General features: G+C 44.9%; 15 protein-coding genes. 1 reads left to right on the forward strand and 14 read right to left on the reverse strand.

The window, feature by feature from the left end:
• Positions 1-208: 208 nt before the first annotated feature.
• The 10 genes from CCC17_RS11750 to CCC17_RS11795 all read right to left on the reverse strand — a co-directional run bounded on the left by CCC17_RS11750 (position 209) and on the right by CCC17_RS11795 (position 9771).
• Positions 209-1012, reverse strand: a complete 804-nt coding sequence (locus tag CCC17_RS11750) for a hypothetical protein (protein WP_161208906.1) — start codon at positions 1010-1012, stop codon at positions 209-211.
• Between the two features lie 16 nt (positions 1013-1028).
• Positions 1029-1847, reverse strand: a complete 819-nt coding sequence (locus tag CCC17_RS11755) for an ImmA/IrrE family metallo-endopeptidase (RefSeq protein ID WP_015527350.1) — start codon at positions 1845-1847, stop codon at positions 1029-1031.
• Complete coding sequence (locus CCC17_RS11760) at positions 1847-2224, reverse strand: helix-turn-helix domain-containing protein (RefSeq protein WP_015527351.1); 378 nt, start codon at positions 2222-2224, stop codon at positions 1847-1849. Before CCC17_RS11760 ends, CCC17_RS11755 begins: the two co-directional genes overlap by 1 nt.
• Positions 2225-2697: 473 nt before the next feature.
• The gene (locus CCC17_RS11765; protein WP_015527353.1) at positions 2698-3243 is read right to left on the reverse strand and encodes a Zn-binding domain-containing protein; all 546 of its coding nucleotides are present in this window, start codon (positions 3241-3243) and stop codon (positions 2698-2700) included.
• A gap of 140 nt (positions 3244-3383) precedes the next feature.
• Positions 3384-4043: a vWA domain-containing protein gene (locus CCC17_RS11770; protein WP_015527354.1), complete on the reverse strand. Its 660-nt coding sequence runs from the start codon at positions 4041-4043 to the stop codon at positions 3384-3386.
• Positions 4044-4152: 109 nt separating this feature from the next.
• Entirely contained in the window at positions 4153-5169 is a 1017-nt protein-coding gene (locus CCC17_RS11775) for an O-acetyl-ADP-ribose deacetylase (protein ID WP_015527355.1), read from the reverse strand.
• Between the two features lie 759 nt (positions 5170-5928).
• Positions 5929-7140: a tyrosine-type recombinase/integrase gene (locus CCC17_RS11780; protein WP_287083143.1), complete on the reverse strand. Its 1212-nt coding sequence runs from the start codon at positions 7138-7140 to the stop codon at positions 5929-5931.
• Between the two features lie 147 nt (positions 7141-7287).
• Entirely contained in the window at positions 7288-8463 is a 1176-nt protein-coding gene (locus CCC17_RS11785; protein ID WP_370776474.1) for a tyrosine-type recombinase/integrase, read from the reverse strand.
• A 126-nt stretch (positions 8464-8589) separates the two neighbouring features.
• Entirely contained in the window at positions 8590-8820 is a 231-nt protein-coding gene (locus tag CCC17_RS11790) for a helix-turn-helix domain-containing protein (RefSeq protein ID WP_008728422.1), read from the reverse strand.
• A 537-nt stretch (positions 8821-9357) separates the two neighbouring features.
• Complete coding sequence (locus CCC17_RS11795) at positions 9358-9771, reverse strand: sigma factor-like helix-turn-helix DNA-binding protein (RefSeq protein ID WP_287083144.1); 414 nt, start codon at positions 9769-9771, stop codon at positions 9358-9360.
• Between the two features lie 218 nt (positions 9772-9989).
• On the opposite strand from CCC17_RS11795, the gene CCC17_RS11800 reads away from it, so the two are divergent.
• A complete protein-coding gene (locus tag CCC17_RS11800) occupies positions 9990-10229 on the forward strand; it encodes a hypothetical protein (RefSeq protein ID WP_173813845.1) in 240 nt (79 codons plus the stop codon).
• Between the two features lie 175 nt (positions 10230-10404).
• On the opposite strand, the gene CCC17_RS11805 is transcribed toward CCC17_RS11800, so the two are convergent.
• The 4 genes from CCC17_RS11805 to CCC17_RS11820 are packed head-to-tail and all read right to left on the reverse strand — an operon-like array spanning position 10405 to position 12973.
• The gene (locus tag CCC17_RS11805; RefSeq protein ID WP_118633963.1) at positions 10405-10701 is read right to left on the reverse strand and encodes a hypothetical protein; all 297 of its coding nucleotides are present in this window, start codon (positions 10699-10701) and stop codon (positions 10405-10407) included.
• Between the two features lie 4 nt (positions 10702-10705).
• A complete protein-coding gene (locus CCC17_RS11810) occupies positions 10706-11470 on the reverse strand; it encodes an ABC transporter permease (RefSeq protein WP_287083145.1) in 765 nt (254 codons plus the stop codon).
• Between the two features lie 16 nt (positions 11471-11486).
• Positions 11487-12212 carry an ABC transporter permease gene (locus tag CCC17_RS11815; protein ID WP_118633961.1) on the reverse strand — a complete coding sequence of 242 codons (726 nt, stop codon included), beginning with the start codon at positions 12210-12212 and terminating at the stop codon, positions 11487-11489.
• Positions 12209-12973, reverse strand: coding sequence for an ABC transporter ATP-binding protein (locus CCC17_RS11820; RefSeq protein WP_118511435.1), 765 nt, complete (start codon positions 12971-12973; stop codon positions 12209-12211). The genes CCC17_RS11815 and CCC17_RS11820 overlap by 4 nt, the downstream gene beginning before the upstream one ends.
• Between the last annotated feature and the right edge of the window lie 139 nt (positions 12974-13112).

Below are 13112 nucleotides of genomic sequence, written 5' to 3' on the forward strand. Positions count from 1 at the left end.
GGCTTTTGATTTTTTTGTTATAAACAATTTAATTCTTTTTTGCCTGCGAGCATTATAGCATATGCGATTTTTCTTCGCAATATACTCTGTATACTTTTTAAGATGTTTCTGTTTTTACTGAACTCTTTGCTTCTATCATTGCAATAACTTTCTCCGCTGGTTTCCCAACTAGACATGTGATTGTTGGTATTCTTTAACCTGTTTTCACTTACCGCTTGTACCGCAACATACCATTTTTCAATTCAATAAATTTTCCGTTAAAGATTTCCTGCAACACCTGTCTGCATGGTATCCGTTGCAATCTTCTAACCTCAGACGCTTCCATTACTCGGAAAGTAGTTTGGTGATGATCTTGATAAAATGCAATGAGCGATTCAATATACGGCTCAGCATCTTCAAACGTCCAGTTTGCTTCCTCCTTCAAACGCGAGAATACCGATACCAGACTAATACATCGAACATCTTCAAAATTTGTAGCGCCATTCCGAGCATTTCGGTCATCGGAGCAGAACACATAAATCTGCTCCCCAAGCATCACCGACAAGACCTGCAACAGCACAAAAGACTTGATTTCTCCAAGATTATTTTTCTTGCCCACTTCGATATCGAGTCGTTCAAGCTCTTTCAAATAATCCTCTCTCGATATCGCCGTGTAATCAGCATCTTCCAATGCTCGATAATGTTCCGAAAAGTAATCTTTAGAAAAAACATCACAGGCCAATTTTAACATCTGTGTATAAGTCGCACACGCCAGCGGCCCTCGTACATGTGACAGGCTTTCAAGAATTTCTTGATCCGTGTAGCTTTTTATCTTTTGCGCGCCAATCTTTTCGCTCAACCAGATTGGCGCATCAGCATTATACCGATTAAGTTCTGTTACGATTTGCGCATGACAAAAGAACACATATTCCGGCAATTCCATGACCCGGTCAATCAAATGATTATCGACGCCATCTTGAACAGAGTGCGTTTTGGAAATGAAATCGGTATCTAGCAGTGCATATTTTTTCACTTCGCTTTTACACCCCTCAATCCAAACCGTACTCTTTTTTCAGTTGAGTAATGTAAGCCACATCGTCATTTTCTCTGGATTCTGTCAGATACTCATGCTGTCTATTATACTCAACTTTCTCAAGGAGTGTGCCAAAAGATTCTGTTCCCCTGCCATCAAGCTGCCAGCGCTTTGCCTTACCTATCAGTGATGCCCTTTTCATTACATTCACAGAACTTATCTCCAGCAGCTTTTCAGCCTGCTGGTGGGATATGTTTCCACTTTCAAACAAGCGCAGTACAACTGCCTTGTAGGGCATAGCAAACATATCCATAAGTATCAAAACGGAATCTACCGAAACCAAATCTTTATCAATTCCATACAGTAGAATTTGCTCATGGAGAAGTTGATCCGGCATCAAAAGCAGACCTGCGAAGGCATTAGCTTCCAAGTCCTCCTGTGTTCTTCCTGTTTCATCACCTGTTGCCGAATCCAGCATAGAACCATTTTTTATATAGCTCTGGTCTGCATTTTCTACATAACAGTAGATATGATACAATTCATGCGACGCAGCGAAAAACTGCTTACATAGTGGAAGTGCCGTATTTACGCACACAAAAATCGTATCCTGCTTCAAAAAAGTCAATGCCCATAATTCATCATCATGAATTGGAAAACGAAGCAGTTCCAGTGCAATTTCTTTCTTTCTTGCATAGTTCTGTATAACAGCAAAAATATTATCTTTGATAATAGAATTACCGACATACTCTGCCGAAAACTGCCTGACAACAGATTGAATTTCATCAAATTTCCTGTTTTGGCTTACAAAAAGGCTATCTTTCAGAACATTGTTCATCACTTATCCTCCCAGAGCTGCTCCATCTTTTTGCCATTCTCGCATGCCCTAGTGTGGAACAGAATCATGTCGGACAGTTCATCCGCAAGCCGGATTCCCTTTCTTGCTTCTTCTGTTTTAACACGCCCCATAAACGCATGAATCACATTCGTATCCATCGGCTTTTCTGGCATCTTCATCAGAGAATCCATCGACACATGCAGATATTCAGAAATCTTATGAAGTTCAATCGCATTGATTGCTCTTGCACCATTCATAATTTTGCTCATTGTCTGTTTGGAGACTCCAATTCCTTCTGCCAGATCAACCTGCTTTTTGTTTTCTTTTTTCAGTTCAGCCTGAATGTTGTTTGCAATTATCATATTTACATCCAGCATATAATCGCCTCCTGTTCTTGTACTTATATTATACGCTCTTTCACATAGAATATCAATTATTTAGAGACTGATCTTAGTTTTTAATTTATTTTGTCGCTATTTTAGTTACAAGTCATCGCTAACCTTCAGAAGAATGGTTTACACTAACGCTATAAACCTGTATTTTCCTCATTCAAAAGACCTTCTACAACCTCAACAGAGAGATTTCTATGATAGAACAGCTCATTGCCGAAGCAACAAAATTTGATTTCAAGGTTGCTCTCAAAACGAATCCACCAAAAAACCGGTTAAAAAACACCCCATTGCTTTTCCAACGAGGCTTGTAATTGTTGCAGGTCGACAAAATGCTTGTTTCTACACCCCTTGACCTTTCTTTCTTGTTTATAATGAGAAAGAAAGAAAGAAAAAGAAAGGAAATGCAACCTTTTCAAATCTGGATCGAACTGACAGAAGAGATTATCCAGAGGATGCAATCAGAGAATCTTTACTGAACAGCATTCCGGATCATTTGTGCAAACCAGTGCTTCTTGGAAAGCGTCTTTCATTAAAACAATAAGCTGATCAATATTTCCCAATTCTATAAGTCCACCAAGTGAGCCTTCTTTATCGGCACTTCCGGTATAGAGCAACACACCAGACATATCATCCCCAAAATAAATACGCTCACGAATAGCAGATGAAGAATACCCCGAGGACATTGACATCTGCTTAATCAACAAATGTGCAAATGTATGCATCAAAACATACCTTGCATCTCGTAATGTGGTAACAATCCATTCTTTAGATTCACAGAATTCCTTATAACACTGCGCATATTTCTGAGAAAGTGCTCCCAGTTCTGGATCTCTCAACCACGCATCAATACTATCCCTATTAAACTCAATAAAGACACCTTCACCGTGCACTTCTGCAGCAGGAAGCCATTTTTCAGTCTTACCCTTATTTAGATAAACGATATTTGTCTGCTCATCGGCATCCGGATCCGGAGCATCTACACGGGTGAACGCTGTCTGCGGCATCGGGCTACTGCGTCTCCGTTCCACTCCGGTCCGCGCAAAGCAGACGTCCACCGGACGTCTTGTGCCGTTTCGGATGCTTTAACGGCATTCCTGCCAAAGAAAACGCCGGAGTGAATCATCACCCCGGCTTCAAAAAGTATTTACTTGTGCTTGCGGCCTTCACGCTTTTTGTAGTCCTCGTCTATACGCTTTTTCCAGTCTGCGCTCAGCGGGGCACTGCACCGGACAGAGCTGATTGCTTCGCTGACCACCTCATAATTCAACGCGGTTCCTTCACTATCGCACTGATAGTTGACTGCACGATCTGCACCGATTCCGAACTGGCTTGCAGTCTCTACTGCGTCAATATTGGCACCAAGGAACAAAAACTCCCAACCGTATTTCGCTTTCTGCCGCTCGATCATCTGCTTCACTTTTTCGCTGTTGTACCGGCGGCTGGCATTTTCCATTCCGTCCGTAGTGATTACGAACATGGTGTGCTCTGGGACATCTTCCGGTCGTGCGTACTTATGAACATTTCCAATGTGATGAATCGCACCGCCGATGGCATCTAAGAGTGCTGTGCATCCGCGAACCATGTAGTCACGGTCAGTCATCGGTCGGATATCCTTTACATTTACACGGTCGTGCAGGACTTCGCTCACATTGTCAAACAGAACCGTTGAGATCAGTGCTTCGCCCTCTGCTTTTTTCTGCTGCTCAATCATGGAATTGAATCCGCCGATGGTATCCCGTTCCAATCCGCTCATGGAACCGCTGCGGTCTAAGATAAAAACGATCTCTGTTAAATTTTTTCTCATATGCTTGTCCTCCCAAAAGATTATGGCTACTCGGTTTCGTACCTTACAGCCATAATATAGCGATTTTCTTTTGTGAAGTGGTCGCATAGAAAACGACATTTCTTTGTCCTTATGCCCCGATCAGGCTCTGGTCAAAAGCAAACAATGCCTCGTTAATTTCATACACATTGTAGTTTCCCCGTTCGACAAAATATTCTACAATGATATCGAATTTGCTCGAATGGGAAAGGGTAAACCCTGCCTTACCGAGCATCTCCTGCATCTGGGCAAGCGGCAGTTCCAAAGCAAGAGCAAATGCCAGCACTGTTGGTTTGGATGGCCTATAGAATTTATCAGAGCGAATTTTGGAAAAGAGCTTCCGGTCAATGTTTGCCTTCTTGTAACACTGGACATCCGTCATGCCGCTTTCGTCAATCTTCCGCAGCAGCATTTCTGAAAAACTCTCATCAATCTGCCCCAGTGCCTCCTCCAGAGATTGACTGCTGCAAGATTTACAGATTGCTTCGGACGGCAGCGGGGCAGATGCAACTTCAAAGCAGGATTCCTCTGACAACGCTTCAAGCCGCCGTCTCTGTTCTACTCGACTGTCGGTATGTTCCTCCACATATCGGTCATCTATGTACGCCGCGATATCAACAAACAGTTTTCCGCTAATCTGATATGCCTTCTTATCAAAGATAACGATGTAGACCATCATCTCATTTTCCAGCAAGAATGCACTGATGGTATCGACTGCAACCTTCAGAGCCTGGTCTTTTGGATAGCCGTAGATGCCGGAGGAAATCAGCGGAAAGGCCACCGACTGACAGCCATTTTCTTTTGCCAGGTTCAAAGATGTCCGATAACAGGATTCCAGAAGCTGTTGTTCCTGATGCTTGCCATCTCGCCAGCGCGGGCCGACTGCATGAATCACATATTTGCAGGGCAGGCGATATCCCTTTGTGATTTTTGCGCTGCCAGTCTCGCAGCCATGCAGCGTACTGCATTCTGCAAGCAGTTCCGGTCCGGCGGCACGATGAATGCAGCCGTCCACACCACCGCCGCCCAAAAGAGAAGTGTTGGCAGCATTGACGATTGCGTCAACGCGCATTTTTGTAATATCGTTTCTGATAATCTGTAACGGCATGAAGCATACCTCCCATTCGTCCGATCAGAGTCCTTGTCTGATCAAATATCTATTAAAGTGTCTCATACATTGCTTTCAATTTTTTCGGCGCTACACCGTTCCTGCAAATACACTGCCATAAAGGGCAAATATATTTGCTTCCCGTCCGTATTGTTCTATGCTATAATACTATTGTTGTCCAACCGAAACCCGGCAACGGGAGGAGGTGAACCTCATGGAATTTATTATTTCTTTCTTTGTCTCCTGCATGGCTGGTGTAGCCTGCCACTACATCATCAAATGGTTAGACGGCGACAAGTAAGGACAGCACTGACCTAGTGGTTTCTTGTCCACTATAAAAAATAAGAAGAAGCCCTCAGTATTCGCGGTACTGGGGGCTTCATTCTTTTTGTCCTCATGGACTTATTATTTCTTTTGCCTACTGGCATTATATCATACGCAATTTTTCTTTGCAATATACTCAATATATTTTTTAAGGTGTTTTGTGCGCTACGTGTGCTACACTTCAAAAACGACCCCTTTTTTAGAAAATTTTAGAAATTTCAGATATAAAAAACCCCGGAAAATCAAGGCTTTCCGAGGTTTTAATAGTTTTCTGTATTCGATTGGAATTATCGCTTGCTGAACTGCGGAGCGCGACGAGCTGCTTTGAGACCGTATTGCGCGAGTTTTTGAGCTGTTTTTCCTTGATACTCCGGGCTTTTCCGGCTTTCCGCCTCTCAGTTATCCGGTGTGCGGACCATAAAAAGCGGCCTTTTTTCATTCAGCAATAGCCTGATGAAACGCACCATTTACTACCCCAAACAGCTCCTCTGGTTTATTGTACTTCACTTTTGCATAGATGTCCATAGTTGTTTTGCTGTTTTCGTGTCCGGCAAGGTATTGGACGGTCTTTGGATCAACGCCAGCATAGAGAAGATTGGTAATGTAAGTGTGCCGCAGCTGATGCGGGGTTACATCAAAGTCCAGCGTATATCTGATTTTGGGTTGATTTTTCTGGGTCATGCCCAGCGTTGGGGTAACCACGTATTTGATGCTCTGCCCATTCACATACTTATAATAGTTCCGGGGCTTAGTGGAGCGGACAACGACATACTGCCACACTCTTTGAAACTGCGAAGCAGCCAGCGGCTCCCCTTTGCTGTCAGCAATCACATAATCTGATATGGAATTTTCTTTCGTTTCTCGCAGACAATCCACCAAACACTTCGGTATCGGAATATCCCTTTTTGCCGCCGGAGTCTTTAGCACCGTAGAAATCACTGGTCTGTTATGCTCTGTACGCCATGCCCGCCTCACCGATAGATAAGGTGTATCCTCGTCCAGAAATACACAATCCCATTGCAGTGCAAGAATTTCTTCCCGACGCAGACCGGAATACAAACCGAGCATAATAAACAAATATGGAGGAAGTCCCTTGACTGTATCCAGAAGCACGGCTACCTGCTGATCTGTCAATGCCTCCTTCTTTTTTGTCGGTTTTCCGCCTTTACCGGATATTCCCGCACAGGGATTGTGTTCAAGAATTTGGTTTCTCTCTGCCGCATAAAAAATGCACTTGAGTAGCATATTGACCTTATTGTATAAGCCTTCCGATTTCTTTGACAATGGAACAAGCGCCAGCCGAATATCGTCAGCGGTCACTTCTTCCATATACATCTCTCCCAGAGGTTTTATGATATAGTTTGTCATATCCCTCGTATAACCTCTGAGTGTAGACGCAGACACCTTTGCCGACTGCATCAGCAGCCACTTCTCTCCATACTCGGCTACTGTCGGGTGCTGTCGGTGAAAGATAATTTCTTCCACCTGCTTCCGGGCCTCTAACTGCTTCTCATACAATTCTTCACAAGTAGCGGCATACAAACTCAACTCTTTGCCATCTGCATCCGTAATCCTGGTTCTGTAATACTGGATTCCTTTCAATGTAATGGTCCCGTACTTCGGGATCTGTGTTTTCTTTTTTGCCATCTTTGATCGTCCTTTCTTGATAATGTGTAGTCTCCGTATCTACACTCTCTTTTTATCAGAAAGCCTCGATTTAATCAAAGATACGGCTGAGGTAAAACAAAGAGCGAGACATCCTTGCCTCGCTCCTGCTTCATTTCCTATTTGTTATTACTGTGCTGCATCCCAGCTTGCAAACGCACAGTTCATTGATCTGACCAGCTCATCTGGTCTGTTGTACTTAACCTTTGCATAAATGTCCATGGTAATCTTGCTGCTTTCATGGCCTGCCAGGTATTGAACCGTTTTGGGATCTACCGATGCATGAATGAGATTGGTAATGTAAGTATGCCGCAGCTGATGGGGTGTTACTTCAAAGTCCAGACTGTAAACCACTTTTCCGTTATGAGCAGCCTTTTCTCCCAAGACAGGTGTGACAGTATGCTTTACTCTTTTTCCATCTTCATACCGATAATAGCTCCGCTCCTTGACCGTCCTCGTAACAATATACTGCCAAAGTCGCTTAAACTGCGTGTAGGACAGCGGTTCGCCATCCCTGTTTGAAACCACATACTCCGAAGTCGAAGTTTCCTTTGCTGCTTTCAAACACTCAGCCAAGCAAACAGGAAGGGGGATATTTCTCTCCGCAGCCTTGGTTTTCAATTCATCCGAAATCACCGGTCTGTTATGTTCGGTGTGCCATGCCCGTCTTACCGTCAGATATGGAGTATCTGTATCCAGATATACTGAATCCCATTGCAGAGCAAGAATTTCTTCCCGGCGTAGCCCTGCATATAAACCAATCATGACAAAGACATAAGGCGGCAAATCTCGGATAGCATCCAAAAGGCGCTCCACCTGTTCATCTGTCAAAGCCTGACGATCCTCTTGTGGAACACCGCCACCCTTTGTTGTCAGATAAATCGTTGGGTTGTGGTCAATAATCCTGCTTTCCATCGCTGCGCGAAAGATAGATTTGTAAAGGATTACCACAGATTTATAAACCGATGCAGATTTTTTGGAAACCGGAACAAGGGCAAGCTGAATATCATCCAGGCTAACCTCACCCATCCGTTTATCTCCCAATTCCGCTATAATATGCCGCCTAACCTTTGAGGTGTAATCCGTCAAAGTAGTAGCTCGTACATGAACCGACTGCATCAGCAGCCACTTTTCACAATACTCTGCAACTGTGGGCGTTTTCCGATGAAAAGTGGCATTCTCAATCTGTTCCAACGCAAGCGTTTCTTTGTTGTATAGTTCTTCAGGTGTTTTTGCGTAGATAGCTACGAGCTTACCATTCGCGTCTTTGATTCTGGTCCTATAATATAGGACACCTCTTTTCATAACTGTGCCATATTGAGGAATTATTGTTTGCCGTTTGGCCAATTCCGTCACCTCCTAAGAATAGACTCCAGCGCTGTATCTATGTTTTATCAGACCATTATGATTTCGACAAGGATACGGATCGACTCACACTCCAGCTCTGCGAGGTTTACGATAAGTTGCGTTCTTTTCTGCTGGCTTTGCTCTGTGGGTGCATTTTGCGATATACTCCTGAAGGCCCGCTGAAGTAAAGTACACACAGCCATTCTGCACATATTGCACATAAGAAATAAGACCATTGTTACGGGCCGCGTCCAGCGTTGCAATGCTGATACCTAAAATTTCTGCTGCTTCTTTTCGTGTAATAAGTTTTTCCATAAAGCATATTTCCTCCAATCTGTCAAGTTTGTCATCGTGTTTGTTCAAAGCCACATGAATACGCTGGCAGCCGAAACTGCCAGCGCATGGTATCTGATTTTGAACAGGAAGCTGCAAACGCTTCCTATTTATATAACTCAGCTTTCATCACATTTGCCACGCCCCCTGACGATGGGAACACAACAGGTCTCCGCTGGCGCGGCTGTCATAACTCCGCAGCATCGTTCGTATCGTGTGCCGCAGGGTTCCCCCCAAGTCTTTGGCGGGCCGTGAGGAAGTATCTTTAAGCCCCCATGCAGTCATCGCGCCGAATCTGCCACAATCCGTTTTATGAAATCGTAGATCGCTCCGAAGCAGTTCTTTCATCACCTCCCTGACTGCTCCATCTTCGCGGCGTTTCATATTCGCTCGTACATGGGTTATGTACCTGTTGTGCTGTCTATTCGATTGTCAATGTACTGATGAAGGAGGAAAACTTGTCCTTCTTATTAACACTGACAAAAAAGGCAAAAAACAGGCGCATCAAATGAAATTTTATCAAAAATATTTTACAAGCTGCTTTAATCCACAGCGGATACTGTCTCGGACACGACTTGGGTCTACACCTTCTACTTCGGCAATTTCATTTACCGTCATTTCCAGATAGTATCGGGCATAAATTCGCTTTGCCTGTTTCTCCGGCAGCTTCATCACAGTAGCATAGACCTGCTCCTGGAACTGTTTTTCCTCCAGAAGCATCTCCGGTGTTTGCGGCTTCAATAGCACCGCATTTTCAATGCCATTCTCGCAATCCAGAGAATACTGTGCTTTATAACGATACATCTTTCGCTCATACGCAGCCTCCGCACGTTCAGCTGCTCGAATAGTCTCCATTACTTCCTCTGTCACATCTACAAAAAAGTCTGTTGTATAAACATCAGGATAAAGTTCCCGAAGGTTAATTTTCTTCATTATGTACCTCCATTTCGATTCGCGGGTGATTGACGGGTGAATCGAATGGAGGCGGAGGCCGACACCAGCAGACAACCGGGTCATCTCCGAAAAAATGGCAACAAAAAACGCCAGATTTCCGTGAGAGAAAACTGGCGCGCCAAGAACAGCCATTATTATACTGAATTACATGGAACGATAATGCCGATGCAATGTTATATTTGCCCGGAGGAGGAGCAATGCTTTTTTTAACTGATGTAGATCATGTGAGCTTTGAAAAAGCAAACGAGACACGGCAAAATAACCTCCAATCGGCTACCGTGTCCCTGCAAGTCGTCATAGGATTGTGTAAACGCAAAGAAACGGCGGCTCTGAAATCAAAGCCGCCGTTTCAAATGGGCGTGTCAAATTGTCTGCTCTACGACGGCTTTTTTTCTTTTGCCGTCGTCCGGCAGATGGTGTCTGTAGTTAGTTACTGACTAAGGCTTTAATTTTTCGGATTAAATCAAAATCCGTTTTGCAGCAATAGTTACCATAGTACAGCTTTGCTTTTTGCTCTAACCTATCGAGATGGAGCAGGCAGTACAAGCCAGCAAAGAAACCGCGATCAGGCAGCATCCAATAAATTTCCCAACTCTACGCATAACCGTTTCCTCACTGAACGAAAGTAAGGAACATGGCAAGCGCAACAATTCCCACCATCAGCAGCAGCCAAAAAACGCTGATTGCAGTTGATACAATATTGATAATGCTGCGGCTTTCCCTGCTCCGCACACATACCACCGAAAGAATCAGACCCAGCAGGACAAAAACGATATTGGCTCCGGCCCAAGCGGTTCGGACTCCATCCGACAGCGAAAGGTGCAGAAGCGATGGGGCAAGAGCCGCCAGCGGTAGGATGCTCACAATGAGCGCAGCGATACTAACTGATTGAAGTTTTTTCTTTTCCATAGTTTTACCTCATTTCTTTTTTCCCAAATTGGGTGACAGCCAACGCGAAAAACAGGCCAAACACTACAATCGCGCATGGCAGGAACGGAAACACCGAAAAAGCAGCGTCGGAAGTTTCTGCTGTAAAGTCATGGAGAGAGCAGGAAACGAGATAACCGCTGTAACAGTACGGGTAGGCGATCCACAGCGGCGTATTCGCAACCAATACACCGGGAATCACAAGCAGCAGATTTAATCCCACAGAAAGAAGCGGCTTTTCAAACAGCACAGTGATGGCCCACATAGCCGCAATGCACGGCAGCATAGTCAGAAACAGCACCAAGCACCATTTCAGAAGATATAGGATCGACAGGGTTTCTGTTACTCCCATTGTCTGTGTCGCAATCAACCCAGCGATTACAAATATGACAAGAAACACCACCATCTCCATAAACAGATAAAAGGTAAGCACACAGAATTTGGCAATGGATAATGCGCAGCGGCTGACCGGCAGCGCCAGCATTTTCAGAATCCCGTTATTTCCTGTTTCTCGTCCTGCGATCATCACGCAAACCACGATCATGCTGAATGGAAGCAGATAGTAGGCGTAAACAAGCGCACTTTGAATAAACATGGCAGGCCACGCATTGGTGTATTCCGGTGTAAAGTAGTTGCTCAAACTCGCAACCCCGGAAACCACCACCAATAAAGGTGCAATAAAAATCAGGGGTACGATTTTGGAGCGTTTTACTTTCATAAACTCGATTTTGAGTAAATCCAAAAAGCTCATTTCTTATTATCCCTCCTTACTCGTAGCGTCTGTACTTCGCCAGCCACAAGCCCACAGCAAGGAACAACAGTGTTTCCACCAAAGCGACAAGGGCAACCGTCGAATCAGGCTGGGCACTCATGGCTACTGCTGGTTTCAGAATAATCACAAAAGGATGCACCAGCAAAAGCGTCAGCCCCGAATTTGCAAGGGCCATACCACTCAGAAAACCGGCAACACCAATTCCAAGCGGCACCCACATATTTTCAAAGCGCGAGGAAATCAGCAGCATAAACGACAGTACCGGCATGGATGTGAGAAAAGAGTATCCGGCAAAGCGTACCAGCGTACCCATCTCAAATGCTCCGTCCGGCAAGTCCGTCATTCCGATCTGTGCAAGTGCCAGGTTTTGCAGCACGATTGCAACCAAAAACATGACCGTCAGAATCAGAAATTTGCACAGATACATGACTGGGACGCTGACGGGAAGCATATACATCTTCTTTACGGCACTTCCCTTAAATTCCATGTTGTAGATCATGCAGGTAGCAACCACGATACCGAACAGATTCAGCACCATAATCATGCCGTAGAGCTGGGTCAACAAGACATCCATCGGGGCCAGCGGCAGATTCAGAAGTGTGTCTTTCCGCACAATGAAATTGACAAATGCGTAGGCGGCTCCCAAGACACCAACGGCCAGCAGCACAGGAATCACGCCGGTTCGCTTTTCTTTCCGAAGTTCGATTGCCAGCGTTTTCATAATTTTGCCCTCTGCTTTCTGTCCATGTTATCTTTCTCAACCATAGAAAGGAACACATCTTCCAGATTGTCCGCAGCGAAGCCGGATTGCAGGGCGTATTGACGCAGATCATTCATGCTTCCCTCAAACAGCAGCCGCCCGTGGTTGAGAATCCCAATGTCATCTGCAATCAATTCGATTTCAGACAGCATATGGGACGAGATCAGCACCGTGCAGTCGTAAAGGCTGGGCAAGGATTTTACCAGATTGCGGATTTCATGGATACCAGACGGGTCAAGACCGTTTGTGGGTTCGTCCAGAATCAGAATCGGCGGACGCCCCAAGAGCGCCCCGGCAAGGCCCAAGCGTTGCTTCATTCCCAGCGAATACTGTTTTGCCAGCCGGTCGCCAAACTCGGTCAGCCCTACCAGTTCCAGAGCATCTTCCACATCAGCTTTCGGCAGTCCCAAAATGCGGCGGATAATGTCAAGATTTTCCCGCCCGGTGAGATTCGCGTAGAAAGACGGTGCTTCGATGAAAGAGCCTATCTCTTTGAGAATGGCAATCCGATCCTGCGGAAACTGTTTCCCATCAATGGTAAAGCTGCCTTTTGTGGGAGTGGTCAACCCCAACAGCATTTTCATGGTAGTGGATTTGCCTGCCCCGTTCGGGCCAAGAAAACCATAAATGCTGCCCTTGCGAATATGAAGCGAAACATGATTGACCGAAGTGAAGTTCTTATATTTCTTGGTCAACTGTTCCGTTGTAATGATATAGTCCATAGAAACATCTCCTTTCGATGCTTCTATGGTACAACTTCAACCTGACATCTACATTCTCCCGTCCTTACTTTTACCTTACTTTTCAAGGAACAAGAACGCAGAATGGACAGCCCATGATATAATAGAAACAAACAAAATC

This window comes from Blautia sp. LMAG:36, assembly GCF_008680535.1.
Lineage (GTDB): Bacteria > Bacillota > Clostridia > Lachnospirales > Lachnospiraceae > Blautia_A > Blautia_A fusiformis.

Coding starts and splice junctions, on each gene's coding strand:
- CCC17_RS11755 (WP_015527350.1), bottom strand. CDS start 1,847: ATGAACAATGTTCTGAAAGATAGCCTTTTTGTAAGCCAAAACAGGAAA.
- CCC17_RS11760 (WP_015527351.1), bottom strand. CDS start 2,224: ATGCTGGATGTAAATATGATAATTGCAAACAACATTCAGGCTGAACTG.
- CCC17_RS11765 (WP_015527353.1), bottom strand. CDS start 3,243: ATGCCGCAGACAGCGTTCACCCGTGTAGATGCTCCGGATCCGGATGCC.
- CCC17_RS11770 (WP_015527354.1), bottom strand. CDS start 4,043: ATGAGAAAAAATTTAACAGAGATCGTTTTTATCTTAGACCGCAGCGGT.
- CCC17_RS11775 (WP_015527355.1), bottom strand. CDS start 5,169: ATGCCGTTACAGATTATCAGAAACGATATTACAAAAATGCGCGTTGAC.
- CCC17_RS11780 (WP_287083143.1), bottom strand. CDS start 7,140: ATGGCAAAAAAGAAAACACAGATCCCGAAGTACGGGACCATTACATTG.
- CCC17_RS11785 (WP_370776474.1), bottom strand. CDS start 8,463: ATGAAAAGAGGTGTCCTATATTATAGGACCAGAATCAAAGACGCGAAT.
- CCC17_RS11790 (WP_008728422.1), bottom strand. CDS start 8,820: ATGGAAAAACTTATTACACGAAAAGAAGCAGCAGAAATTTTAGGTATC.
- CCC17_RS11795 (WP_287083144.1), bottom strand. CDS start 9,771: ATGAAGAAAATTAACCTTCGGGAACTTTATCCTGATGTTTATACAACA.
- CCC17_RS11800 (WP_173813845.1), top strand. CDS start 9,990: ATGCTTTTTTTAACTGATGTAGATCATGTGAGCTTTGAAAAAGCAAAC.
- CCC17_RS11805 (WP_118633963.1), bottom strand. CDS start 10,701: ATGGAAAAGAAAAAACTTCAATCAGTTAGTATCGCTGCGCTCATTGTG.
- CCC17_RS11810 (WP_287083145.1), bottom strand. CDS start 11,470: ATGAGCTTTTTGGATTTACTCAAAATCGAGTTTATGAAAGTAAAACGC.
- CCC17_RS11815 (WP_118633961.1), bottom strand. CDS start 12,212: ATGAAAACGCTGGCAATCGAACTTCGGAAAGAAAAGCGAACCGGCGTG.
- CCC17_RS11820 (WP_118511435.1), bottom strand. CDS start 12,973: ATGGACTATATCATTACAACGGAACAGTTGACCAAGAAATATAAGAAC.